A 23339-nucleotide genomic window follows, 5' to 3' on the forward strand; every position below is an offset into this window, starting at 1 on the left:
CGAAACAGGATGGGCCGCGTGGATGTCAGGAGGCCTCCGGCTCGCCCTCCTCCATGGGGGCCAGGGGGAGCACCAGGGTAATCCGGGTGCCGACGCCGGGCCAGGAGACCACCTCGAACCAGCCGCCGTGCCGGTCGGCGATCCACTTGGCGATGGCCAGACCCAGGCCGGTGCCGCCGGTCTGGCGGGCCCGGCTCTCGTCGGTGCGGTAGAAGCGGTCGAAGATGTGGGGCAGGCTCTCCTGGTCAATGCCCTGCCCCTCGTCCTCCACCGACAGCCGGGCCAGACCGTCCGCCCCCTCCGCCCAGATGGTGACGCGCCCCCCCTCCGGGGTGTACTTGATGGCGTTGTCCACCAGCACCCGCAGGGCCTGCTTGATGAGCCCCAGGTCGGCCCACACCGGCACCGGCAGGGACCACCGGGCGGTGAATTTGTGGGTCTGGTCAATCATCTGGGTCTCCCGCAGCACCTCGCCCGCCACCTCGGTGAGGTCGAAGGGCTCAAAGCTCACCTTCATGGAGTCGTTGTCTCCCCGGGCCAGGAAGAGCAGCTGCTCCACCAGCTCCTTCATGGAGTCAGCCTCCTGCCGGATGGCGTCGATGGCCTCCTGCCGGGTGGCTGGGTCGTCCTTGCCCCACCGGTCCAGCAGGTTGGCGTACCCCTGGATCACGGCGATGGGGGTGCGCAGCTCATGGCTGGCGTCGGACACAAAGCGCATCTGGGAGCGGTAGGCGGCGTTGATGCGGTCCAGCATGGCGTTGATGGCCCGGGCCAGGTCCCGCAGCTCCTTCTGGGTGCCGGTGACCGAAATGCGCCGGTCCAGATGGGTGGCGTTGATCTCGTCCAGCTTGCCCGCCAGGGCCTGAAGCTCCTCCGGGGACATGCCCTGAGCCGCCTGATTCAGCCGAACCGCCGCCGCCGCCAGCTCCTGGATGGGCCGCAGGGTGCGGCGGATGGTGCCCGCGTTTTTCAGCAGATTGAAAATCAGGCTGACCAGCTGGCACACCAGCAGCACCCGGGCGGTAAAGACGAAGATGGCCGCCGGGCGGGACAAGTCCAGCCGGATGGTGCAGCTCTGCCCCTGACACTGGGTGATCAGGGTGTAGCTGGTGGAGCCGCCGCTGGCAAAGGTGAGCAGGGGCAGCAGGTCCGCCGTCCCCGGGTCAAAGTAGCGCTCATCCTCCTCCAGCCCCGCCGGGCTGGGCAGCCAGCCGGGGAGTTTGACTCCCTCCGGGGTCTCCGCCCCCGCCGAGACGGTGTAGCTGCCGGCGGCCATCCACTCGGTGGCCTCCGCCGAGGGGACGCCCCGCTCCTCCGCCAGCTCGGCCAGCTGGGCGGCCTGCCCCTCCGCCCAGGCCACCAGCCCGCCGCAGAACAGCAGCACCAGCAGCAGGTCCAGCATAAGGTAGATGCCCAGCAGCCGGAAAAACAGCTTGATGTTGAGCCGGGCCACGATGGAGGACTGAAACCTGCCACCCTGCCGGCTGGATTTACGGGCCATGTCAGCCTCCTATTCTCCGCACCGGCGGCTCACGGGTTCCCTTCCTCCCGGATGGTATAGCCCACGCCCCGGACGGTGTGGATGAGCTTGAAGTGAAACTGTTCGTCCAGCTTGGAACGGAGAAAGCGGACGTATACGTCCACCGCGTTGGTCTCCCCGGCGAAGTCGAAGCCCCACACCTGGTCCAGCAGGGCCTCCCGGGTGAGCACCTTCTCCTTGTGCTCCAGCAGGCAGCGCAGCAGATCGAATTCCCGCCGGGTGAGAGCCACGCTCTGGCCGTTTACCGTCACCTCATGCCGCTCGGTGTCCATGACCAGCGGCCCGGCGGTGAGCAGGGGGGCCTCCTCCGCCGGGCGGGCGGGCCGCTTGCGGAGGGCCGCCCGGATGCGGGCCAGCAGCTCCTCGATGGCGAAGGGCTTGGTCACGTAGTCGTCCGCCCCCATGTCCAGGCCGGACACCTTATCCACCACCGTGTCCCGGGCGGTGAGCATGATGACGGGCACCTGGCTCTCCCGCCGCAGCCGCCGCAGCACCTCCATCCCCGACAGGGCGGGGAGCATGATGTCCAGCAGCACCAGGTCGAAGCCGCCCCCCAGGGCCAGCTCCAGCCCGGTCCGGCCGTCAAAGGCCTTCTCCACCGTGTAGCCCTCGTACTGGAGCTCCAGCTCCACCATACGGGCCAGCTTTTCCTCGTCCTCCACCAGCAGGATCCGCTCCCCCATGGAGCAACACCTCACTTCTTATCCCTGTGATTTTCGTGAAAATAGCGCTGGGCCTGGTCCCGGATGCGCTCCACCGTGTTCCCCACGGCGGAGGCGGCCCGGCTGACCGCCTCGCCGGCCTGGCCGTGCGCAAAGTCCGGCCCGGCCAACCGGAACCGGCAGCCCGCCAGCAGACCCACCACCACCAGCGGCAGGCAGATCCAGAAGGCCACCACTAGCAGCAAGGCGGCGATGAGCAGGGGAATACTCACCATATGCTCCCCCCGCCGCCAGACCTCCAGATTGTTCTCCACACTCCGGCGGAGCAGGTCCTGCGCCATATGCCAGAAGCCGGAGCCCTGCTCCGGGGGCTCTTCCGCTGGTCCCGGGTAGAAGGCCTGGCTGCTCTGGTTCCCCGCCCCGGGCCGGGTGGAATAGTGGGCGCTACGCCCTGCGCCGGGGTTCACCTTTCCCTGCCGTTCCAGCAGGATCAGCGCGTCCAGCAGGCTGCCCCCCGCCTCCTCCAGCGCCGCCTTGGCCTGCTCATAGGAGACGTCGGCCTTCTCCCGCAGGCGCTCCACCTGTTCCAATGTAATTTCCATAACGTCACACCCTTCCACGGTATGGTATCAGTATACCGGCCCGCCGTTGAAGATGGCATTTAGGAAGTGTTAAAATCCCATTAAATCCCCGGAGAACTTTTTTCCATTATACTATGGGGGAAAATGGGGCGCAAGGCCCGCTTTACCCCCGGCGGCATCCGTGGTATAATCAGATATCTTGCAGAAGGGAGGCGGTCGGATGGCACGATGGAGGCGGCTGCTGGTCTGCCTGTGCGCCGCCGTGCTGGCGGTGGGGCTGCTGGCCGGCACCCAGGCCATGGCCGACGAGGTGGATATTTACATCATGGCGGAAAACGACCAGATGCTCAACCTGCCGCTGGAGGCCATGCCGGTGCGGATCGGGGGGAGCATGTATGTGCCCTACCACGCCTTTGACTGGACCTACACCGGGGTGAACCTGGGGGTCTCCTACGGCCAGGAGCACAGCGGCTCCAAGTACCTGTTCTCCCTCTACAGCCTGGAGGGAACCCTGGTGTTTGACGTCAACGCCGGCACCTGCCAGGAGGCGGGCACCGGCGAGGATATGGAGATGAAGGCGGTGGTGCGCAACGGCCGGGTGTTTGTGCCCCTCACCGGGGTGTGCCGCTATTTTGGCCTGAGCTACAGCTATACCCCCACGCAATACGGCACCCTGATCCGCATTACCAACGGCCAGGAGTGGCTGAGCACCTCCAAATTCGTGGACTCCGCCACCAATTCCATGCGGGTGCGCTACAATGAGTACATGGAGGTGCTGGCGGCCGCCTCCAGCCCCGCCGCCTCCGTTGGAGGGAACACCAGCTCCACCGTCCGGCCCTCCAGCACGCCGGAGGACACCGGCCAGCGGCAGCTGACGGTGGCCCTGGCCTTCCAGTGTACCGGCTCCGGAGCGGAGCAGCTGCTGGACGCCCTGGAGCAGGCGGGGCTCAGGGCGCTGCTTCTCTTCCGGCCGGAGGAGCTGGCGGAGAACGAGGCCGCCATTCGCCGGGCGGTGGGCTCCGGCCACACCATTGGCCTGAGCATCCAGGAGACCAGCGCCCAGCAGGCCCTGGAGGAGGCGGAGCAGGGCAGCGCGTGGCTGGAGGACTACCTCCGCCTGCGCCCCCACATCGTCTATCTGGAGGGGGGAGACGGTGAGGCCCAGCGGGCCATGGCTCAGGCGGGCTGGGCCTGCTGGTCCGGCGGCCTGGACGCCAGGGACGACGGCCGGAGCCAGAGCGTCCAGCGCTCCGCCCTGCTGCAGGAGCTGGAGGGGGAGCAGGGGCTGGTGCGGATCCTGCTGGATGACAGCGAAACCGTGCTTGCCATGCTGCCCCAGGCAATAAGCCAAATGCGGGGGGAGGGCTACTCCTTCCATCTGACTGTGGAGACGGATTTATGAGAAAGCGAAGAGAGAACGTCTATCTGGATAACGGCGCCACCTCCTTTCCCAAGGCCCCCGGCGTGGGAGAGGCCATGTGTCAATACATAGAGCGGGTGGGCCGCAACGTGGGCCGGGGCAGCTACGCCCCCGCCATGGACGCCGCCGGACAGGTGCTGTCCGTGCGGGAAAAGCTGCAAAAGCTGGTCAACGCCCCCTCCAGCCGCAACGTGCTGTTTACCCCCGGCGCCACCTGGGGGCTGAATTTGCTGCTCCATGGCCTGCTGCGGCCGGGGGACAAGGTGCTCACCTCCCCCATGGAGCACAACGCCGTCCTGCGCCCCCTGGAGCAGCTGAAAGCGCGGGGGGTGGAGGTGGAGCTGCTCCCCTGCACCGGCCGGGGGGAACTGAGCCTGGACGGACTGGAGGAGAAGCTCACTTCCAACATCCGGGCGGTGGTGCTCACCCACGCCTCCAACGTGTCGGGTAATCTCTTCCCCATTGGCACGGTGGGCAGGCTGTGCCGGGCGCGGGGGATCTTCTTCCTGGTGGACGCCGCCCAGACCCTGGGGGCGCTGCCGGTGGATATGACGGATATGGGCATTGACGGCCTGGCCTTTCCCGGTCACAAGGGCCTGCTGGGGCCCCAGGGCATCGGCGGGCTGGCGGTGACCGACGCTCTGGCGGCGGAGCTGGAGCCCCTGGTCTCCGGAGGAACGGGCAGCATGTCCGAGTCCCTGCATATGCCCCCCTTCCTGCCCGACAAGCTGGAGCCGGGCACCCTGAACCTGCCGGGGATCATGGGCCTGGGGGCCGCCCTGGACTACCTTTTGGAGCAGGGGGAGGAACTGCGGCAGCGGGAGCGGAAGCTGGCCCGCCACCTGTGGTACCGGCTGAAGGAGCTGGACGGGGAGGGCCTGCGGGTGCTGGGCAGCGACGATCCCTACAACCGGGTGGGGGTGGTGTCGGTGGACTTTACCCATGCCGACAACGCCGAAATGGCCTTCCGGCTGGAGCAGGAATACGGCATCCAGACCCGCTGCGGCCTCCACTGCGCGCCCCTGGCCCATCAGACCCTGGGTACCTTCCCCCAGGGGGCGGTGCGCTTTTCCATCGGCCCCTTTACCACCTTTGGGGAGCTGGACTACATGGAAGGGGCCATAGAGGCCCTGCTGTAGGCCGCCGCAACCGATAGTTGCGCCCATGAAAAGCGGAATGGGTGGCGCTTTGTCTCTGGAGCGGATAAACTAACCCCAGGAGGGATGCCCATGAATATCGAGATCGCCGACCGGCTGGTGGCCCTGCGGCGGGTGCACGGCTACTCCCAGGAGGAGTTGGCCACCCGTCTGGGGGTGAGCCGCCAGGCCGTCAGCAAGTGGGAGCGGGCGGAGTCCTCTCCCGATACCGACAACCTCATCGCCCTGGCCCGGCTGTACAGCATCTCCCTGGACGAGCTGCTGCTTCAGCCCGCCCGGCCGGAGGAGAGCGCCGAGGCCCGGGAGGAGCGGGAGGTCTTTGAGGCGGCCCAGGCCTTCGAGGACGCGGAGGAGCGTCTGGAGCGGAAACGGAACAAGAAACGGCAGGCCAAGAAGGAAAAACTCCTTTGGCTGCTTACGCTGGCGCTGATGGTAGGCATGCCTGTCATCACCCATCTGCTGCATCTGGATGCGGTCTACGCCGTGGTGATAACGGTTGTGTATCTCATCACAGGCTTTCTGCTGGACAACTGGCACCCAGGTTGGATGCTCTATCTCACCATCCCAATCTATTATACCCTGCTCTTGAGAACATGAAAAAAGGCATATGCTGACGCTTCAGTTTACAATCTCCTCTCTGATATGGTATGATTGGAATGATCTACAAAAGAAGGAGAGGATTTCCCATGAACCTGAAAAAGCGCATCCTGTCCCTGGCACTGGCCTGCGCGCTGCTGGTGGGTCTGCTGGTGGTGCCCGCCGGGGCTTCCGGCTCCAGCGACGAGTCCACCCAGCGGGCCGATCAGCTGGCCTCCCTGGGCCTGTTCCAGGGCACCGGCGGCGGCTACCAGCTGGACGCCGTTCCCACCCGCATCCAGGGCCTGGTTATGCTCATCCGCCTGCTGGGCCTGGAGGATGAGGCTCTGGCCTGCACCGAGCCGTCCCCCTTTACCGATGTGAGCTGGGGAGACAACTATGTCTCCTACGCCTACCAGAACGGTCTGACCAACGGCACCTCCGCCACCACCTTCGCGCCCAACACCACCCTGAACGCCAACGGCTATGTCACCTTCCTGCTGCGGGCCCTGGGGTACAGCGACGCCAACGGTGATTTCAGCTGGTCGGACGCCCTGTCCTTTGCCGCCGGGATCTCCATGATGGACTCGGCCTCCGCCTCCACCCTGGCCAAGGTGACCATGAACCGGGGGGATATGGTGGACCTGTCCTACGCCGCCCTGATGTGCCAGATGAAGGACGGCAGCCAGACGCTGGCCCAGTCCCTGGTGGATCAGGGGGTGTTTACCGCCGCTGACGCCACCGCCGCCGGCGTGCTGGGGGGCAGCAAGTGGACCTATACCTATGTGCCCTACGACAACTCCACCATCAGCTATGAGGTGAAGAACCTGGCCGGCGTCACCGCCCACGTCTTTACCGTCAACACCCACAACCCCAAGGTGGAGGTACACGCCAACATCGTCAACGGCGTGGTGGGCTCCACCGCCCCCTTCTCCACCATTGTCAACAACTCCGGCGGGGCCAAGCTGGTGATGAACGCCAACTTCTTCAACTCCGGCAGCGCGAAAAAGACCCCCAACGGCCACGTGATCGCCGACGGGCAGCTCATGTACATCAACTCCGGCTATAACTGCCTGGGCATCACCGCCGACGGCGATCTGATGACCGGCCGGCCCGGCATGTTCATCCGGGTGAAGGCCAGCAGCGGCAAGGAGTGGTCCGCCTATGAGATGAACACCGCCGCCCAGAGCGCCACCTACAGCAATCTGTACAGCCGGGCCTACGGCTCCTCCGTGACCTTTACCTCCGCTGGCAACGCGCTTGTCATTGACAACGGCGTGATCACTTCCTTTAACCCCGTCAGCGCCGGTACCGCGGTGTCCATCCCCGCCAACGGCTATGTGATGTTTATGGGTACCGGCTTTATGGGTACCTCCTACTTCCAGCAGCCCACCGTGGGCGAGAGCGTCACCATCGAGCCCTACCTGCTCAAGGAGGACGCCGAGGGTTTCCAGATTGAGAACGTGGTGGACCTGATCGCCGGCGGTCCCCGTCTGGTGCAGGACGGCGCCATCTACACGGAACTGGAGGCCCCCTTCACCGAGGAGCGGTTCACCACCATTGTCTCCCCCCGCTCCGCCGCAGGCATCAGCGCCGACGGTAAGCTGATCCTGGTCTCCGTCCCCGGCGGCGCCAAGATCCAGCAGATGCGGGAGCTGATGCTGGCCCTGGGCTGCGTGGACGCCATCAACCTGGATGGCGGCGCCTCCTGCGGCATGTACTACGACGGCAAGTATATCGCCACCCCCGGCCGGGAGATCACCACCACTCTGCGGGTCTATGTGAATCCCTGAGCGACAGAAAGACAGAAAAAATCCCCATTCCGAATGGAATGGGGATTTTTTTGATGTTTACAGGTGGATAGCGGTGCCGGTCTTGCCGGCCACGCCGTCCTTGGCCTTCTCCAGCAGGGTGATGAGGGCGGAGCGGCCGGGGGCGCTTTCAGCGAACTCCACGGCGGCCTGCACCTTGGGCAGCATGGAGCCGGGGGCGAAGTGGCCCTCGCTGATGTACTTGCGGGCCTGATCGGGGGTCAGCTCGTCCAGCCACTGCTCCTCGGGCTTGCCGAAGTTGATGGCCACCTTCTCCACGGCGGTGAGGATGATGAGGGTGTCGGCATTGACCTGCTGAGCCAGCACGCAGGAGGCGAAGTCCTTGTCAATGACGGCGGCCGCGCCCTTCAGGTGGTGGCCCTCGGTCTTGTAGACGGGGATGCCGCCGCCGCCGCAGGCCACGACCACCAGGCCGGCGGAGACCATGTCCCGGATGGACTCGATCTCGATGATGGACTGGGGCTTGGGAGAGGCCACCACCCGGCGGTAGCCACGGCCGGCGTCCTCAATGACGTTATAGCCACGCTCGGCCACCAGCTTGTCGGCCTCCTCCTTGGTCATGAAGGCGCCGATGGGCTTGGTGGGGTTCTGGAAGGCGGGGTCCAGGGGATCTACCTCCACCTGGGTGAGCACGGTGGCCACGCCCTTGTTGATGCCCCGGTCCAGCAGCTCCTCCCGCAGGCCGTTCTGCAGGTCGTAGCCGATGTATCCCTGGCTCATGGCCACGCACACCGACAGGGGGCAGGGGATGTACTTCTCCGGGTCGGACCGGGTCAGCTCGGCCATGGCCTTCTGGATCATGCCCACCTGGGGGCCGTTGCCGTGGGCGATGATGACCTCATGCCCCTCCTCGATCAGGTCAGCGATGGCCTTGGAGGTCTGCTTCACGGCGATCATCTGCTCGGGCAGGTTGTTGCCCAGCGCGTTGCCGCCCAACGCGATTACGATACGCTTGCCCATATGGTAAACACCTCGGTCATAAAATTTGAAATAGTGCGGCCCGTCCGCACAAAGTCAGGCAGGAGGACCTATGCGGACGGGCCGTGGATGAAGGGAAAAGAAATGGAAGTCTATCCGTTCAAAAGCAGCTTACGCTTACTTGTTGAACCAACGGGCGAGGCCGCGCTCCTCCAGAGCCTTCAGAGTGGCCTGGGGATCCTTGCACTTGGCCAGGAAGATCATGGCGGCGATGATGTAGGGCTTGAAGGAGGCCTCCTTGTACAGAGGATCGCGGTAGCGGTCGAACACGGAAGCCTCAACCTCGCCGTCCTTGCAGGAGACGTCGTTGATGTCGGCGGGCAGGCAGTGCATGTACAGAGCCTTGCCGTCCTTGGTGGTCTTCATCAGTTCCTCGGTGCAGCACCAATCCTTGTGGTTGGCGTTCTGAGCCAGCAGCTCCTTCTCCAGAGCCTTGATGCCCTCGCTGTCGCCCTCGGCGTACAGGTTGGTGCGCTTCTCCATGGCGGCGAAGGGAGCCCAGCTCTTGGGATACACGATGTCGGCGTCCTTGAAGGCCTCGGCCATGGAGTGGGTCTTGGTGAAGGTGCCGCCGGACTTCTCGGCGTTCTTCTTGGCGACCTCCTCAACCTCGGGCATGACCTCGTATCCCTCGGGGTGAGCCAGGACAACGTCCATGCCGAAGCGGCTCATCAGGCCGATGATGCCCTGGGGCACGGACAGGGGCTTGCCGTAGCTGGGGCTGTAGGCCCAGGTCATGGCGATCTTCTTGCCCTTCAGGTTCTCCACGCCGCCGAAGTGGTGGATGATGTGCAGCATGTCGGCCATGGCCTGGGTGGGGTGGTCGATGTCGCACTGCAGGTTCACCAGAGTGGGCTTCTGCTCCAGCACGCCGTCCTGGTTGCCCTGGGTCACGGCGTCCATGAACTCGTGCATGTAGGCGTTGCCCTTGCCGATGTACATATCGTCCCGGATGCCGATGACGTCGGCCATGAAGGACACCATGTTGGCGGTCTCACGGACGGTCTCGCCGTGGGCGATCTGGCTCTTGCCCTCGTCCAGGTCCTGGACCTCCAGGCCCAGCAGGTTGCAGGCGGAGGCGAAGGAGAACCGGGTACGGGTGGAGTTGTCGCGGAACAGGGAGATGCCCAGGCCGGACTCGAAGATCTTGGTGGAGATGTTGTTCTCGCGCATGTAGCGCAGAGCGTCGGCCACGGTGAACACGGCCTCGATCTCGTCGTCGGTCTTCTCCCAGGTCAGGAAGAAGTCGCCGTTGTACATCTCCTTGAAGTTGAGCTTGTTCAGTTTGTCAATATAAGCCTGCAGCTTGGCGTCCATGTGGATCGTCTCCTTTTCAAAATTCAGATTTTAAGAAGTAATGGAAGTAATTGCGGGAAGAAAATTACTTGATGTCGTTGTTGGTCTTGCCGGCGCGGAACTGAGACACATCGGCGGTCTTGTTCTCCTCCTTGTACAGGCCGGGCACGGCGGCGTACAGGGCGGCGCAGGACACCAGGTCCTTCTTCCAGGTGATCTCGTTGGGAGCGTGCGCCTGGCTCTCGGCGCCGGGGCCGAAGCCCACGCAGGGGATGCCGTAGCGGCCCTGGATGGCCACGCCGTTGGTGGAGAAGGTCCACTTGTCGATCAGAGGACGGTTGCGCAGGTGCATGGCGCCGTCGGGCCCGATGCGCTTCTCGCCGAACAGGGCGTGGTGGGCGTCCACCAGAGCCTGCACGTGGGCGGCGTTCTCCTTGTTGATCCAGGTGGGGAAGTAGGCCTCGGTCTCGTACACCTCGCCGGTCCAGGAGGGACGGTCGTACATGTACATGGACACCTTCACGTCGTCGCCGTACTTCTTCACGTTGGGCAGGTTGCGGATCTCCTCCAGGCAGGAATCCCAAGTCTCGCCGGCGGTCATGCGGCGGTCGATGGAGATGGAGCAGGAATCGGCCACAGCGCAGCGGCTGGGAGAGGTGTAGAAGATCTGGCTGGTGGTGCAGGTGCCGCGGCCCAGGAAACGGGCGTCCTCATAGTGCTCGGGGTTGTACTTGGGGTTGAGCATCTTGACCAGACCCTTGATCTCGGTGGAGTCGGCGTCGTCGTTCTCGTTCAGGGCGCGCACGTCCTGGAGAATGTCGGCCATCTTGTAGATGGCGTTGTCGCCGCGCTCGGGAGCGGAGCCGTGGCAGGACACGCCCTTCACGTCCACCCGGATCTCCATACGGCCGCGGTGGCCGCGGTAGATGCCGCCGTCGGTGGGCTCGGTGGAGATGACGAACTCAACCTGCTCCTTCTTGATGCCCTTGGCGGGGAAGAACTTGTTGACAATGTACTGCCAGCACATGCCGTCGCAGTCCTCTTCCTGCACGGAGCCCACCACCATGATCTTGTAGCCGTCGGGGATCAGGCCCAGCTCCTTCATGATCTTGGTGCCGTACACGGCGGAAGCCATGCCGCCCTCCTGGTCGGAGCCGCCGCGGCCGTAGATGACCTCGTCGTCCTCATAGCCCTTGTAGGGGTCGTGGGTCCAGTTGTTGATGTTGCCGATGCCCACGGTGTCGATGTGGGAGTCGATGGCGATGATCTTGTCGCCCTGGCCCATCCAGCCGATGATGTTGCCCAGGCCGTCCACTTCCACCTCATCGTAGCCCAGCTTCTCCATCTCGGCCTTGATGCAGGCGACCACTTCCTTCTCCTCGCAGCTCTCGCTGGGATGGGAGATCATGTCCCGCAGGAAGCGGGTCATGTCGGCCTTGTAGCCTTCGGCGGCGGCTTTGATCTTCTCAAAATCCATGTCAGTGACCTCCAAATCTTAGTTTTTCCTTTTCTTCATCCCAAATGGGTCTTGCTTACTTACTGATAGGGGTGCTGGGGGGTGTCGGTGGTGGGATACTCGCCGTCCCAGATCACCCGGCGGAACTTCAGGGGATCGGTGTTGCCCTCGGTGGAGAACATCAGCACCTGGCTGAACCGGTCCAGCTCCAGAGCCTCCCGCAGCTCCTTATAGGTGTCGTCGCACATGATGGCGTCCAGAGCGCCCATGCCCACCGCGCCGGACTCGCCGGAGATCACGGTGGGGTCGCCCTTAACAGGCACGCCCAGCATCCGCATGCCCTTGGCGCTCACCCAGTCGGGGCAGGACAGGAAGGCGGACACATGGTTGCGCAGGATATCCCAGGAGATGGTGTTGGGCTCGCCGCAGGCGAGGCCGGCCATAATGGTCTGCAGGTCGCCGGTGACGATGCGGGGGGAGCCGTCCCCGGCCAGCGCGCCCTGGTACAGGCAGTCGGCGGCCCGGGCCTCCATCACCACGAACTTGGGAGGATCGTTGGGGAACAGGTTGGCGAAGTAGCCCACCACGGCGCCGGCCAGGGAGCCCACGCCGGCCTGCACGAACACGTGGGTGGGCCGGTTCACGCCGCACTGGCGCAGCTGCTCGGCGGCCTCGTTGGCCATGGTGCCGTAGCCCTGCATGATCCAGGAGGGGATCTCCTCATAGCCGTCCCAGGCGGTGTCCTGCACGATCACGCCGTGCTCGGTCTGCTCGGCCTCGGCGGCGGCCATACGCACGCAGTCGTCGTAGTTGACCTCCTCGATGGTGACCTTGGCGCCCTCCTTGGCGATGTTGTCAAAGCGGGACTTGGCGCTGCCCTTGGGCATATGTACCACGGCCTTCTGGCCCAGCTTGTTGGCCGCCCACGCCACGCCCCGGCCATGGTTGCCGTCGGTGGCGGTGAAGAAGGTGGCCTGGCCGAACTCCTTGCGGAAGGCCTCGCTAGTCAGATAGTCGTAAGTCATCTCAGACACGTCCCGGCCCATCTCGCTGGCGATGTACCGGGCCATGGCGAAGGAGCCGCCCAGTACCTTGAACGCGTTCAGGCCGAAGCGGTAGGACTCATCCTTGACGAAAAGGCCGCCCAGGCCCAGGTACTTGGCCATGCCCTCCAGCTGGGCCAGAGGAGTGATGGAGTACTGGGGGAAGGAGCTGTGGAAGAACCGGGCCTTGGCCACGTTGGAGAGCGACATCACACTCAGCTGCTTGTCGTCGCTCTTAGGCATCTTGTTCAGGACCCATTTGATCTGGTCTTTCATCAATCTGTCGCCTCCAAAATGTTTTTGAAGCCTGCATATTTTTCAGCTTATTTCTGACACAATCATACCACGTGTGGAGCAGATGTCAAGAGGGAAAACTAAAAAATTTCATGTAAAGCTAAAAATTTTTTTGGTAGGGCAAAAACCATGGGATATCAATGGCTCCGCCCTTTCGCGCTTTACAGTGAAGTGAGAAAAAAGGGGCCCTGGTACAGCGCGGCCGCAGCCGCCGGACCAGGGCCCTGGGGAGGGCCGTCCGGCCTTCGCAAGGGGAGGGTAAATGGGGGTTATTTTTTCTTGTTGTAGAAGGTATCCTCCATGGGCAGGGAGGTGCGCAGGATGTGATCCCGGGCGTAGTAGGCCCCCTGCACCGCCGGGGCGGTGGGGATGGTGGCGATCTCGCCGATGCCCTTGGCGCCATAGGCGAAGGGGAGCAGCTCCTCCTTCTCCACATAGATGGCGTGGATGTCGGGGATCTGGTCGGCCCGCATCAGGCCCAGGGTGCCGAACTTCACCTGAGGCACGCAGTCCTTCAGGGTAAACTTTTCCGTCAGGGCATAGCCCAGACCCATGAGCACGCCGCCCTCAATCTGGCCCTGGATGGAGATGGGGTTGACCACCTTGCCCGAGTCGTGGGCGGCCCACACCTCTTTTACTTTGCCCTCATCGTCCAGGATCACCACATGGGTGGCGAAGCCGTAGGCGATATGGCTCTTGGGGTTGGGTACGTCGGCGCCCAGCTTGTCGGTGGGGTCGAAGAACTCGGCAAAGTACTCCTTGCCCTCCAGCTGGGTCAGGTCGCCGCCCGCGGCGTCCAGGTCCTTTTTCACATCCTCGCACACCATGCGCACAGCCTCGCCGGTAATGAGAGTCTGGCGGGAGCCGGAGGTGGTGCCCGAGTCGGGGGCCAGCTCAGAGTTGGCTCCCATGCATTTCAGCTTTTCCTTGGGCAGGCCCAGGGTCTGGGCCATGACCTGCACAAAGACGGTGAAGCAGCCCTGGCCGATGTCGGAGGCGGCGGAGTACAGCTCCACCTTGCCGTCCCGGATGATCACCTTGGCCCGGCCCTTGTCGGGCAGGCCCACGCCTACGCCGGAGTTCTTCATGGCGCAGGCAATGCCGGCGTGGTCCATGTTGGCCTCATATACGTCCTTGACGGCCAGCAGGGTCTCCTTCAGGGCGGTGGAGCAGTCAGCGATCTGCCCGTTGGGCAGCACCTTGCCCGGCTCGATGGCGTTGCGGTAGCGGATCTCCCAGGGGGAGATGCCCACCTTCTCGGCCAGCAGGTTAATGTTGGACTCCAGGGCAAACTCGCTCTGGCACACGCCGAAGCCCCGGAAGGCGCCGGCGGGGGGATTGTTGGTGTAGTAGCCAAAGCCCCGGATGTCGGTATTCTGGTAGCAGTAGGGACCCACCGAGTGGGTGCAGGCCCGCTCCAGCACCGGGCCGCACAGGGAGGCGTAGGCGCCGGTGTCGAAGTAGATCTCGCAGTCCAGGCCGGTAAAGATGCCGTTTTCGTCGCAGCCCAGGGTGAAGGTACCCTCCATATAGTGGCGCTTGGGGTGGAAATTGATGGACTCCTGCCGGGTCAGCTTCACCTTCACCGGGCGGTTCACCTTCAGGGCGGCCAGCACCGCCAGATGCTGCACCGACACGTCCTCCTTGCCGCCGAAGCCGCCGCCCACCAGCTTGTTCTCCACCACGATCCGCTCGGGCTCCCAGCCCAGCATGATGGAGATTTCCTTCCGGGTGTCGTACACGCCCTGGTCGGAGGTGTACACCTTCACCCCGTCCTTGTAAGGGAAGGCCACCGCGCACTCGGGCTCCAGGAAGGCGTGCTCGGTGAAGGGGGTCTGATACCGCTGGGTGACCACGTACTTGGAGTTGGCCAGGGCGGTCTTGGCGTCGCCCCGGGTGACGTGGCGGGACTGGCACAGGTTGCCCTTGGAGTGGACCAGGGGGGCGTTCTCCGCCATGGCCTCCTGGATGGTGCGCACCGGCTCCAGAGGCTCGTAGTCGATCTTCACCAGTTTTTTGGCCTCCCGGAGAATATCCTCGTTTTCCGCCACCACCATGCAGATGGCGTCCCCCACGCAGCGGGTGACGGCCCCCTTGGCGATGAACACGTCCCAGTCCTGCTGCAGGTGGCCCACCTTGTTGTGGGGCACGTCGTCGGCGGTGAGGACGGCCAGCACGCCGGGCATGGCCAGGGCCTCAGAGGCGTCAATGTTCAGGATCCTGGCCCGGGGATACTGGGAGCGGATGGCCGAGCCGTGGACCATGCCCTCCATCTCCACGTCGTCACAGTACTCGCCGGTGCCCAGCACCTTCTCCCGTACGTCGGTGCGGAAGGCCCGGTCGCCCACCTGGTAGCGGTCGCCCCCCTCCAGAGCGGGGTCAATCTTCTCGTCTCCCCGAAGGATGGCGGCGGCCAGGGAGATGCCCTCGATGATCTTCTTGTACCCGGTGCAGCGGCACACGTTGCCCCGGATGGCCTTTTTGATCTCACCCTCAGAGGGGTTGGGGTTCTGGTCAATGAGGGCCTTGCCCGCCATTACCATGCCGGGGATGCAGAAGCCGCACTGCACCGCCCCCACCGAGCCGAAGGCGTACACAAAGGCCTCCTGCTCGTCATAGCTCAGGCCCTCCACGGTGAGGATGGTCTTGCCCACCGCCTTCTTGGTGGTGAGGATGCAGGAGCGGACGGCCTTGCCGTCCACCACAATGGTGCAGGTGCCGCAGGCGCCCTCGCTGCAGCCGTCTTTTACCGAGGTCAGATGGAGGTCCTCCCGCAGATAGCGCAGCAGGGGTTTGTCCTCCTGGGTGGTACGCAGGACGCCGTTGACAGTAAAGGAATAGCTCTCGCTCATGTGAGGTACCTCTTTTCTGATGCGGGTTCAGCCCGCCGCCCCCAGGGGGCGGCAGGCTTTTGGCCGCTTATTTCAGCAGATAGCTGTAGTTGTCGTACACCGCGCAGATCAGGCGGCGCAGGGGATCGTACAGGCCGTAGCTCTCGTCGGCCACGTCGTACTCCTTCACCTGGCCGTCCAGACGCACCCGGGTCTTGGTGCCGTCCAGCTTCAGGAAGCCCTGGTTCTCGCTGTTCTGGAAATCCTCCTCGCTCCAGAACAGGGTGAACTTGTCCTTGTAGGGCCGGGAGTCGTAGGGGCAGAAGGTGCCGCAGTTGCCGCACTCGTTGCACATGCCGTCCACGTGGATGATCTGCCGCTGGCGCATGCCGGGCACCGCCACCGCCACGTTGGCCCGGTTGGGGCACACCTCGGTGCAGGTCTCGCACACGGTGGCGCAGCCCAGGCAGCGGATCTCGCTGCTGCTCTTGCAGTCGGCGCACAGGTCGCCCCGCCGGGACAGGGGCTTCTGGTAGTCGGGGTTCACGTTCTTGTCCACGTAGGTGTCCACGTCGAAGTTCTCGATGGCCCGGGCGGCCTTGGTGGCGTCGGCAATGGCCTCCACCACGGTGCCGGGGCCCTTCATGCCGTCGCCGATGACGAACACGTTCTTCACGGAGGACTCCAGGGTGTCGGCGTTCACCACAGCCTTGCCTCGCTTATCCACTTCCAGACCGTTGGCGGTGTACAGAGCGGTGTCCACCTTCTCGCCCACGGCGGTGATCACGGTGTCGGCGGGCACCTCAGCCACCTTGCCGGTGTCCACCGGGGACCGGCGGCCGGAGGCGTCGGGGGCGCCCAGCTCCATCACGTGGCAGGTGAGCACGCCGTCCTTCACCCCCACGGGAGCCAGCAGTTCCTTGAACTCCACGCCGTCCTCCAGGGCAAACTCCAGCTCCTCCTGGTCGGCGGGCATGTAGCGCTTGGTGCGGCGGTAGACCAGGGACACGCTCTCCACGCCGGGGATACGCTTGGCGGCCCGGGCGGCGTCCATGGCGGTGTTGCCGCCGCCGATGACCACCACGTGCTTGCCCAGGTTCAGGCTGCCGGGGTTCTTTTTGGCGTTCTCCAGGAACTCAATGACGTTCATCTCCTGGCCGTACTCCAGTCCGGCGCTGCCCTTCTCCCAGGCGCCGGTGGCCAGGATCACATGGGTGTAGCCCTTGCTGAAGAGCTCCTGCACGTCCTTGACCTCGGTGTTCAGCTCCACCTTCACGCCCATGGCGTTCATCAGCTTGACATCGTTGTCAATGGCCTCATCGCTGATGCGGAAGGCGGGGATCACGTGGCGGACGATGCCGCCCAGAGAGTCCTTGCGCTCAAATACGGTGACGTCCACGCCGGAGCGGCCCAGGAAGTAGGCGGCGGACATACCGGCGGGGCCGCCGCCGATGACGGCCACCTTCTTGCCAGCCACGGGAGCGCCAGGCTTCAGCTTGGGCAGCAGGGCGTCAAACCCGCCCTCGGCGGCCTTCAGCTTCTGGGTGCGGATATACACGCTCTCCTCATAGGCGTTGCGCATACACTTGTCCTGGCAGCGGTGGGAGCAGATGGTGCCGGTGATGAAGGGCAGGGCGTTGCGGTGGGTGATGATCTCCAGGGCCTCCTCAAACTTGCCGGCGTTCACCCGCATCAGGTAGGCGGGGATGTCCTGCTCAATGGGGCAGCCGTTGCGGCAGGGGGCGGAGAAGCAGTCGATGAGGGGGACCTTCTTGTCGGTCTTGCGGCTGGGGATGGGCTTCATGGGCTTCTGGTAGTGGTTATCAGAGGCAAAGGCGGTGACCATGCCCTCCACCTTGGCGGGGTCCACCCCGGCCCAGGGGCCGTAGTCAATGTCCATCAGCAGGTTGCCGATCTGGCTGAACCGCTGGTAGCCGCCGGACTTGAGGACGGTGGTGGCCATGGTGATGGGCCAGATGCCCGCGTTGAACAGGTCCTTGATGTTGTAGTAGTCGGCGCCGCCGGAGTAAGAGATGCGCAGCTTGCCGCCGAATTCCTTGGCCAGCTTGCCCGCCAGGGACAGGGACAGGGGGTACAGGGAGCGGCCGGACATGTACATCTCCTCGCTGGGCAGCTCTCCGGCCTTCACGTCCACGGGGAAGGTGTTGGTCAGCTTCACGCCGAACTCCAGACCCCGCTCGGCGGTCAGCTTCATCAGCCGCTGGAACATGGGCACCGCGTCGGCCCACTGCAGATCCTCCACAAAGTGGTGGTCGTCAAAGGCGATGTAGTCAAAGCCCAGGCCGTCCAGGGTCTTGCGGGCGAACTCATAGCCCAGCAGGGTGGGGTTGCACTTGACGTAGGTGTTCAGGTTCTTCTCGGTGATGAGGTAGGTGGCGATGCGCTCGATCTCGTCGGGGGGGCAGCCGTGGAGGGTGGACTCGGTGATGGAGTTGGAGACCTTGGGGGAGATGCCCTTCACGTAGTCGGCGTCCACGTTCTGGAACTTGTCCAGGTTGTTCAGGGCCCAGTCCATGCACTCCTGCCACACGGCGCTGCCGGAGGCGTCCTTCATGCCCTCGATATACTTGTCGATCTTCTCACTCTGGATGCCCTTCAGGTCGTAGCCCACGCTCATGTTGAACACGAAGCCGTCGGGGTCGCCCAGGCCCAGCTCCTTGGCCAGCAGCTTGCAGGCGAACCAGCCCTTCACGTACTCGTCAAAGGCCTGGGGCACGTACAGCTCGGTGGACCACTCGCAGTTGTAGCACTCGTCCTCGGCGGTGATGCAGGGCTTGGCCACGCACTTGGAGAGCTCGTCGCCGTCCATGATCTGCACCGTCTTGAGCTCAAAGAACCGGGAACCGGCGGCGTAGGCGGCCACCAGGTTCTGGGCCAGCTGGGTGTGGGGACCGGCGGCGGGGCCGTAGGGGGACTCGATCTTCTCCTTGAACATGGGCAGGGCCTTGCCGTTGTCGTGGCGCACCAGCTTGGACACGCCGAAGATGGAGCCCTGGCTCTTGTACTCGGACAGGATCCAGTTCATCAGGTTGGAAAAGGGGATGGGGCGCATAATGTCGCTCATACGATTCGACCTCCAAATTTGATCAGATGAATAGATATCAGTAGGTGCGGTGGTTCAGCTCGCCCCACAGCTTCTTGGCCTGCTCCATGGTCCAGGCGTTGATGCGCTCCTCGTCGATGCCCACGAACTCCCGGTCCTTGTAGAGCACCTTGCCGTTGATGATGGTGGTGCGGCAGTTCTTGCCCATCATGCCGAAGAGCATATGGCCGTCGATGTTCTCGGTGGAGAAGGGGGTGAAGGGCTTGTAGTCCATGACGATCACGTCGGCGGCGGCGCCGCTCTTGAGCACGCCCAGGGGCTTCTTGAAGTAGCGGGAGCAGATCTTGGCGTTGTTCTCAAAGAGCATGCCGGTGGCCTCGCACCAGCCCACGTTGGGCAGGGCGGCGTTGTGGCGCTGCATGGGCAGCAGCACCTTCAGGCTCTCCAGCATGTCGTGGGTGTAGGCGTCGGTGCCCAGGCCGATAAGGATGCCCTTGCCGTACATCTGCAGCACCGGGGAGCAGCCCACCGCGTTGCCCATGTTGGACTCCGGGTTGTGGCACACCATGGTATTGGTCTCCTTGATGATGTCCAGCTCGGCGGGGGAGACGTGGATGCAGTGGCCCAGCATGGTCTTTTCGCCCAGGATGCCGTTGTACAGCAGACGGTTCACCGGGCGGCAGCCGTAGTTGCGCAGGGAGTCGTACACGTCGTTCATGCCCTCGGCCACATGGATGTGGAAGCCGGTCATGCCGTCGTTGGCCTTCACCATCTCCTCAAAGGTCTTGTCGGAGATGGTAAACAGGGCGTGGCCGCCGAACATGGCCTTGATCATGTCGTCGTCCTGCTCCTTGGCCCACTTGGCAAAGTCAGCGTTCTCCTGGATGGACTGGCGGGTTTTCTCCTCGCCGTCCCGCTCACTGACCTCGTAGCACAGGTTGGCCCGGATGCCCAGTTCCTGGCACACGTCCTTGATGGCGAACAGGGAGCCGGGAATCTCGCAGAAGGAGGCGTGGTGGTCAAAGATGGTGGTCACGCCGTCCCGGATGCAGTCCAGCACCGTGGCGTAGGCGGAGGCCCGGGTGCCGTCCAGGGTCAGGTGGCGGTCGATGTTCCACCACATCCCCTCCAGCACCTCCAGGAAGTTGGTGGGGTTGTTGCCCTCAATGGCCAGGCCCCGGGCCAGGCCGGAATAAATGTGGGTGTGGACGTTGATGAGGCCGGGCATGATCACGCCGCCCTTGGCGTCCACAAACTCCGCGTCGGGATACTTGGCCTTCAGGTCGGCCAGGGTGCCCACTTCCTTGACAACCTCGCCGTCCAGCGCTACGGCGCCGTCCTCCAGATAGGGCAGAGCCGGATCCCGGGTAATCAGTTTTCCGTTTCCAACCAGCAGCATATGCAGTTCCTCCTGTTATGATATAAGATGTTCTTTTTCGCAAGAAAAAAACGCCCATTCTTCAAAGAATGGACGCCGGTTTTTGGAGCGGAGCCGCAGTGTGTCCGCAACTCCCCAGACGAAATCCAGGTCCATCCAGCCCGTGCGCGATAGCACTCCGTTGCAGCCACAACCACATGTTAAAATTTGTGAAATATGAACAGATTATTTTGCTCTACGGATTCATATTACCACAAAACGCCCGGACATGCAACACCTTTATTAGAAAAACTAAAAAATTTTTAGGCCGCATAATTTTATTGCAATTATAGCCGCCTGTGGTAAAATAGAAGATAACTTCAATAAACGTACGCTATGAAAAGGAGAGAAGCCACGTGTTAGAAGCCTCAACGCTGCAATTTCTGTTCAAACTGGCCAAAGGGATCGCCAGCCAGTTTGGACCCAATTGCGAGGTGGTGGTCCACGACCTGGCCACCAATGACCCGGAGAGCTCCATCGTCGCCATTGAGAACGGCCAGGTCACCGGCCGGAAGGTGGGGGACGGCCCTTCCCATGTGGTGCTGGAGGCCCTGCGGGGGGAAAACAGCCAGCTGCAGGATCACCTGAGCTACCTGACCAAGACCCGGGACGGCAAGATCCTCAAGTCCACCACCATCTACATCCGGGACGATGACGGGGACCCCATCGGCATCTTCGGCATCAATTACGATATTACCCTGATGCTGGCCATGGAGACCGCCCTGAAGCAGTTCACCGCCACCGAGAAGGAGGAGAAGGAGCCGGAGGCCATCTCCCGCAACGTCTCCGACCTGCTGGACGAGCTCATTGAGCAGAGCGTGAAGATCGTGGGCAAGCCGGTGGCCCTGATGACCAAGGAGGACAAGGTGAAGGCGGTGCAGTTTCTCAACGAGACCGGCGCCTTCCTCATCACCAAGAGCGGCGACAAGGTGTGCAAGTTCTTCGGAATCTCCAAATATACGCTGTACAGCTACATTGACGAGGCCAAAGAGTAATTGCGGCTTGGAAAGTGCCCGGCTCCCAAAGGAGCCGGGCGCTTTTTGTGCTTATTTCTTGGCGTTCTCCTTGGGGAGCACCAGGTTGAGGATAATGGCCATCAGAGTGGCGACTACCACGGAGGAGGAGCCGAACACGGTGTTGACCCAGCTGGGGAAGCCCTCGCCGGCCAGGCAGCCGGACACCTGGGTGATGCCTACGCCCAGCGCCACGGACAGACCTACCACAGAGCTCTTGCGGGGAGTGAAGCCGCCCTCGGTGATCATGCGGATACCGGTCATGGTGATGGTGGCGAACACGGAGATGGTGGCGCCGCCGATGACGCTCTGGGGAATGGTGGTCAGCAGGGAGGCGAACTTGGGCATCAGGCCAGCTACCAGCAGGATCAGGGCGGCCAGGGCGAACACCGCCCGGTTGATGACCCGGTTGACGGTGACGATACCCACGTTCTGGCTGTAGGTAGCGGCGGGCAGACCGCCGAAGAAGGCGCCCAGGATGCTCATGACGCCCTGGCCCATGATGCCGCCGGCCAGCTCCTTGTCGGTGGGCATACGGTCCATGCCGCCCATGGTGGTGGAGCTCAGGTCGCCGATGGTCTGCACGGCGTTGACCACATACACAATGCCCAGGGACACGCAGGCGGCGGGAACGAACTTGATCTCAAAGGGCATGAACTGGGGCAGGGCCACCCACTGGGAGGTGCCCACGCCGGCGAAGTCCACCAGACCCAGAGGCAGGGACACGATGTAGCCCACGATCATGCCGATGAGGATGGCGCCCAGCTTGAAGATGCCCTTGGTGAAGTTGGTGAGGATGAACACCACGGCCAGGGTGACCAGGGCCACCAGCCAGCTCTTGGGGGTGCCGAAGATGGGGGTGCCGGCGCCGCCGGCCATGTACTTCACGGCGGTGGGATAGAGGGACAGGCCGATGGTGAAGATCACCGTGCCGGTGACCAGGGGGGGGAACAGGGGGCGGATCCACTTGACGAAGATGCCGAAGATGATGGCCACGCAGCCGCCTACAATCTCCGCGCCCAGGATGGTCGCCATGTCAAATTCCGTGCCGATGGCCTGCAGGGTGGGGATGTACGCGAAGCTGATGCCCATGATGACGGGCAGGCCGGCGCCGATGCGCCCGAAAATGGGGAACAGTTGGAGCAGGGTAGCCAGTGCGGTCAGGATCAGCGAGACCTGAATCATCAGCGTTTTTTCCGCCTCGGACAGTCCGCAGGTGTTGGAGACCAGAATGGCGGGGGTGATGATGCCCACCACCGCAGCCACCACGTGCTGCAGACCAAGCGGTACCAGCTGTCCCGGTTGGGGAATGCCTTTCCATTGGAAAATGGTGTCAGATCCGTTCAGATTTGGGGCACCCATTCCTTTCACCTCACAAAATTTTTTTAGCACAAACAACATTTTTTACAATCCAAACTATAACCGATTTCCCACAAAGATGCAAGGAAAAAATCCGGGTCGCCTACCAAAAAGAATGGCAAAAATTTGTACACAACATACAAAAGTGGAAGGGATGGTGAAAGGGAAGGGTGGAAAACTGACAAATAGTAAACCGGTAGGTTTAAAGAAGAAGCGGCCGCTCACAGAGCGGCCGCTTCTTTGCGGACAGGTGTTTACTTAACGGCGACAGCCTCGATCTCGAACAGAGCGCCCTTGGGCAGCGCGGCCACCTGCACGCAGGAGCGGGCGGGAGCCTCGCCGGTGAAATACTCGGCATAGATGGCGTTGATGGCGGCGAAGTCGTTGATGTCAGCCAGGAACACGGTGGTCTTGGTGACGTCGCAGAAGTCCATGCCGCCGGCCTTCAGCACGGCTCCCAGGTTGTCCAGGGCCTGACGGGCCTGGGCCTCCACGCCGGCGGGCAGCTCTCCGGTGGCGGGCACCAGGCCCAGCTGCCCGGAGGTGTACAGGGTGTTGCCGGCCAGCTTGGCGTGGCAGTAGGGGCCTACGGCGGCGGGGGCGTTGGTGGCGGTAATGGTCTGATTCATAAAAGAGTCCTCCTTATAAAATATTGCATGTGTTCGTCTCCATTATAATAGGGCGCAGAAAAAAATCAAGGACTACTTAAAAAAATTCTGTCCCCATGCAAGAAAAATATGGGAAAGCCTTCACAAAAGGGTAAGAGGGCCTTTGCAAAAAATTAAGAAAGTTCTGCTATCCTGAGACAAACGAAAGGGAG

At 63.2% G+C, this 23339-nt stretch carries 17 protein-coding genes; 5 read left to right on the top strand and 12 right to left on the bottom strand.

The annotated features are described in order from the left end of the window. Positions 1–25 precede the first annotated feature (25 nt). From B5F88_RS09580 to B5F88_RS09590, 3 genes are read right to left on the bottom strand one after another with little or no spacing between them, the layout of a single operon-like run. Complete coding sequence (locus B5F88_RS09580; RefSeq protein WP_087344971.1) at positions 26–1501, bottom strand: HAMP domain-containing sensor histidine kinase; 1476 nt, start codon at positions 1499–1501, stop codon at positions 26–28. A gap of 29 nt (positions 1502–1530) precedes the next feature. Next, positions 1531–2223 carry a response regulator transcription factor gene (locus tag B5F88_RS09585; RefSeq protein WP_087344974.1) on the bottom strand — a complete coding sequence of 231 codons (693 nt, stop codon included), beginning with the start codon at positions 2221–2223 and terminating at the stop codon, positions 1531–1533. Between the two features lie 11 nt (positions 2224–2234). Beyond that, positions 2235–2804: a hypothetical protein gene (locus tag B5F88_RS09590; protein WP_087344977.1), complete on the bottom strand. Its 570-nt coding sequence runs from the start codon at positions 2802–2804 to the stop codon at positions 2235–2237. A 199-nt stretch (positions 2805–3003) separates the two neighbouring features. Here B5F88_RS09590 and B5F88_RS09595 point away from each other — a divergent pair, with 199 nt between their 5' ends. From B5F88_RS09595 to B5F88_RS09610, 4 genes are all read left to right on the top strand, one after another. Continuing rightward, a complete protein-coding gene (locus B5F88_RS09595; RefSeq protein ID WP_087344980.1) occupies positions 3004–4185 on the top strand; it encodes a hypothetical protein in 1182 nt (393 codons plus the stop codon). Next, positions 4182–5342 carry an aminotransferase class V-fold PLP-dependent enzyme gene (locus tag B5F88_RS09600; RefSeq protein WP_087344983.1) on the top strand — a complete coding sequence of 387 codons (1161 nt, stop codon included), beginning with the start codon at positions 4182–4184 and terminating at the stop codon, positions 5340–5342. The genes B5F88_RS09595 and B5F88_RS09600 overlap by 4 nt, the downstream gene beginning before the upstream one ends. Before the next feature lie 90 nt (positions 5343–5432). After that, positions 5433–5957 carry a helix-turn-helix domain-containing protein gene (locus tag B5F88_RS09605; RefSeq protein ID WP_087344986.1) on the top strand — a complete coding sequence of 175 codons (525 nt, stop codon included), beginning with the start codon at positions 5433–5435 and terminating at the stop codon, positions 5955–5957. A gap of 89 nt (positions 5958–6046) precedes the next feature. Continuing rightward, complete coding sequence (locus B5F88_RS09610; protein WP_140402082.1) at positions 6047–7729, top strand: phosphodiester glycosidase family protein; 1683 nt, start codon at positions 6047–6049, stop codon at positions 7727–7729. A gap of 57 nt (positions 7730–7786) precedes the next feature. On the opposite strand, the gene arcC is transcribed toward B5F88_RS09610, so the two are convergent. The 7 genes from arcC to ssnA form a co-directional block, all read right to left on the bottom strand. Continuing rightward, a complete protein-coding gene (gene arcC / locus B5F88_RS09615; protein ID WP_087344994.1) occupies positions 7787–8728 on the bottom strand; it encodes a carbamate kinase in 942 nt (313 codons plus the stop codon). Between the two features lie 135 nt (positions 8729–8863). Then, positions 8864–10063, bottom strand: coding sequence for a knotted carbamoyltransferase YgeW (ygeW, locus tag B5F88_RS09620; RefSeq protein WP_087344997.1), 1200 nt, complete (start codon positions 10061–10063; stop codon positions 8864–8866). Between the two features lie 64 nt (positions 10064–10127). Further along, positions 10128–11519: a YgeY family selenium metabolism-linked hydrolase gene (locus B5F88_RS09625; protein WP_087345001.1), complete on the bottom strand. Its 1392-nt coding sequence runs from the start codon at positions 11517–11519 to the stop codon at positions 10128–10130. A 59-nt stretch (positions 11520–11578) separates the two neighbouring features. Further along, on the bottom strand, positions 11579–12817 hold the full coding sequence (gene dpaL / locus B5F88_RS09630; RefSeq protein ID WP_087345005.1) for a diaminopropionate ammonia-lyase: 1239 nt from the start codon (positions 12815–12817) through the stop codon (positions 11579–11581). Positions 12818–13104: 287 nt separating this feature from the next. Beyond that, a complete protein-coding gene (gene xdh, locus B5F88_RS09635) occupies positions 13105–15687 on the bottom strand; it encodes a selenium-dependent xanthine dehydrogenase (protein WP_087345008.1) in 2583 nt (860 codons plus the stop codon). A 67-nt stretch (positions 15688–15754) separates the two neighbouring features. Beyond that, the gene (gene ygfK / locus B5F88_RS09640; RefSeq protein ID WP_087345011.1) at positions 15755–18751 is read right to left on the bottom strand and encodes a putative selenate reductase subunit YgfK; all 2997 of its coding nucleotides are present in this window, start codon (positions 18749–18751) and stop codon (positions 15755–15757) included. Positions 18752–18788: 37 nt separating this feature from the next. Next, positions 18789–20129 (bottom strand): putative aminohydrolase SsnA, encoded by a 1341-nt coding sequence (gene ssnA, locus B5F88_RS09645; protein WP_087345014.1) that lies wholly within the window; start codon positions 20127–20129, stop codon positions 18789–18791. A 374-nt stretch (positions 20130–20503) separates the two neighbouring features. Between ssnA and B5F88_RS09650 the strand changes: the two genes are divergently transcribed. Beyond that, a complete protein-coding gene (locus B5F88_RS09650) occupies positions 20504–21142 on the top strand; it encodes a helix-turn-helix transcriptional regulator (protein WP_087345017.1) in 639 nt (212 codons plus the stop codon). A 51-nt stretch (positions 21143–21193) separates the two neighbouring features. Here B5F88_RS09650 and B5F88_RS09655 read toward each other — a convergent pair whose 3' ends face one another. Together B5F88_RS09655 and B5F88_RS09660 are read right to left on the bottom strand one after the other, a co-directional pair. Continuing rightward, positions 21194–22522: a solute carrier family 23 protein gene (locus B5F88_RS09655; protein WP_087345020.1), complete on the bottom strand. Its 1329-nt coding sequence runs from the start codon at positions 22520–22522 to the stop codon at positions 21194–21196. A gap of 251 nt (positions 22523–22773) precedes the next feature. Beyond that, positions 22774–23148, bottom strand: coding sequence for a RidA family protein (locus tag B5F88_RS09660; protein ID WP_087345026.1), 375 nt, complete (start codon positions 23146–23148; stop codon positions 22774–22776). Positions 23149–23339: the final 191 nt, after the last annotated feature.

Origin of the sequence: Flavonifractor sp. An306 (assembly GCF_002159455.1) — a bacterium.
Classification (GTDB): domain Bacteria; phylum Bacillota; class Clostridia; order Oscillospirales; family Oscillospiraceae; genus Flavonifractor.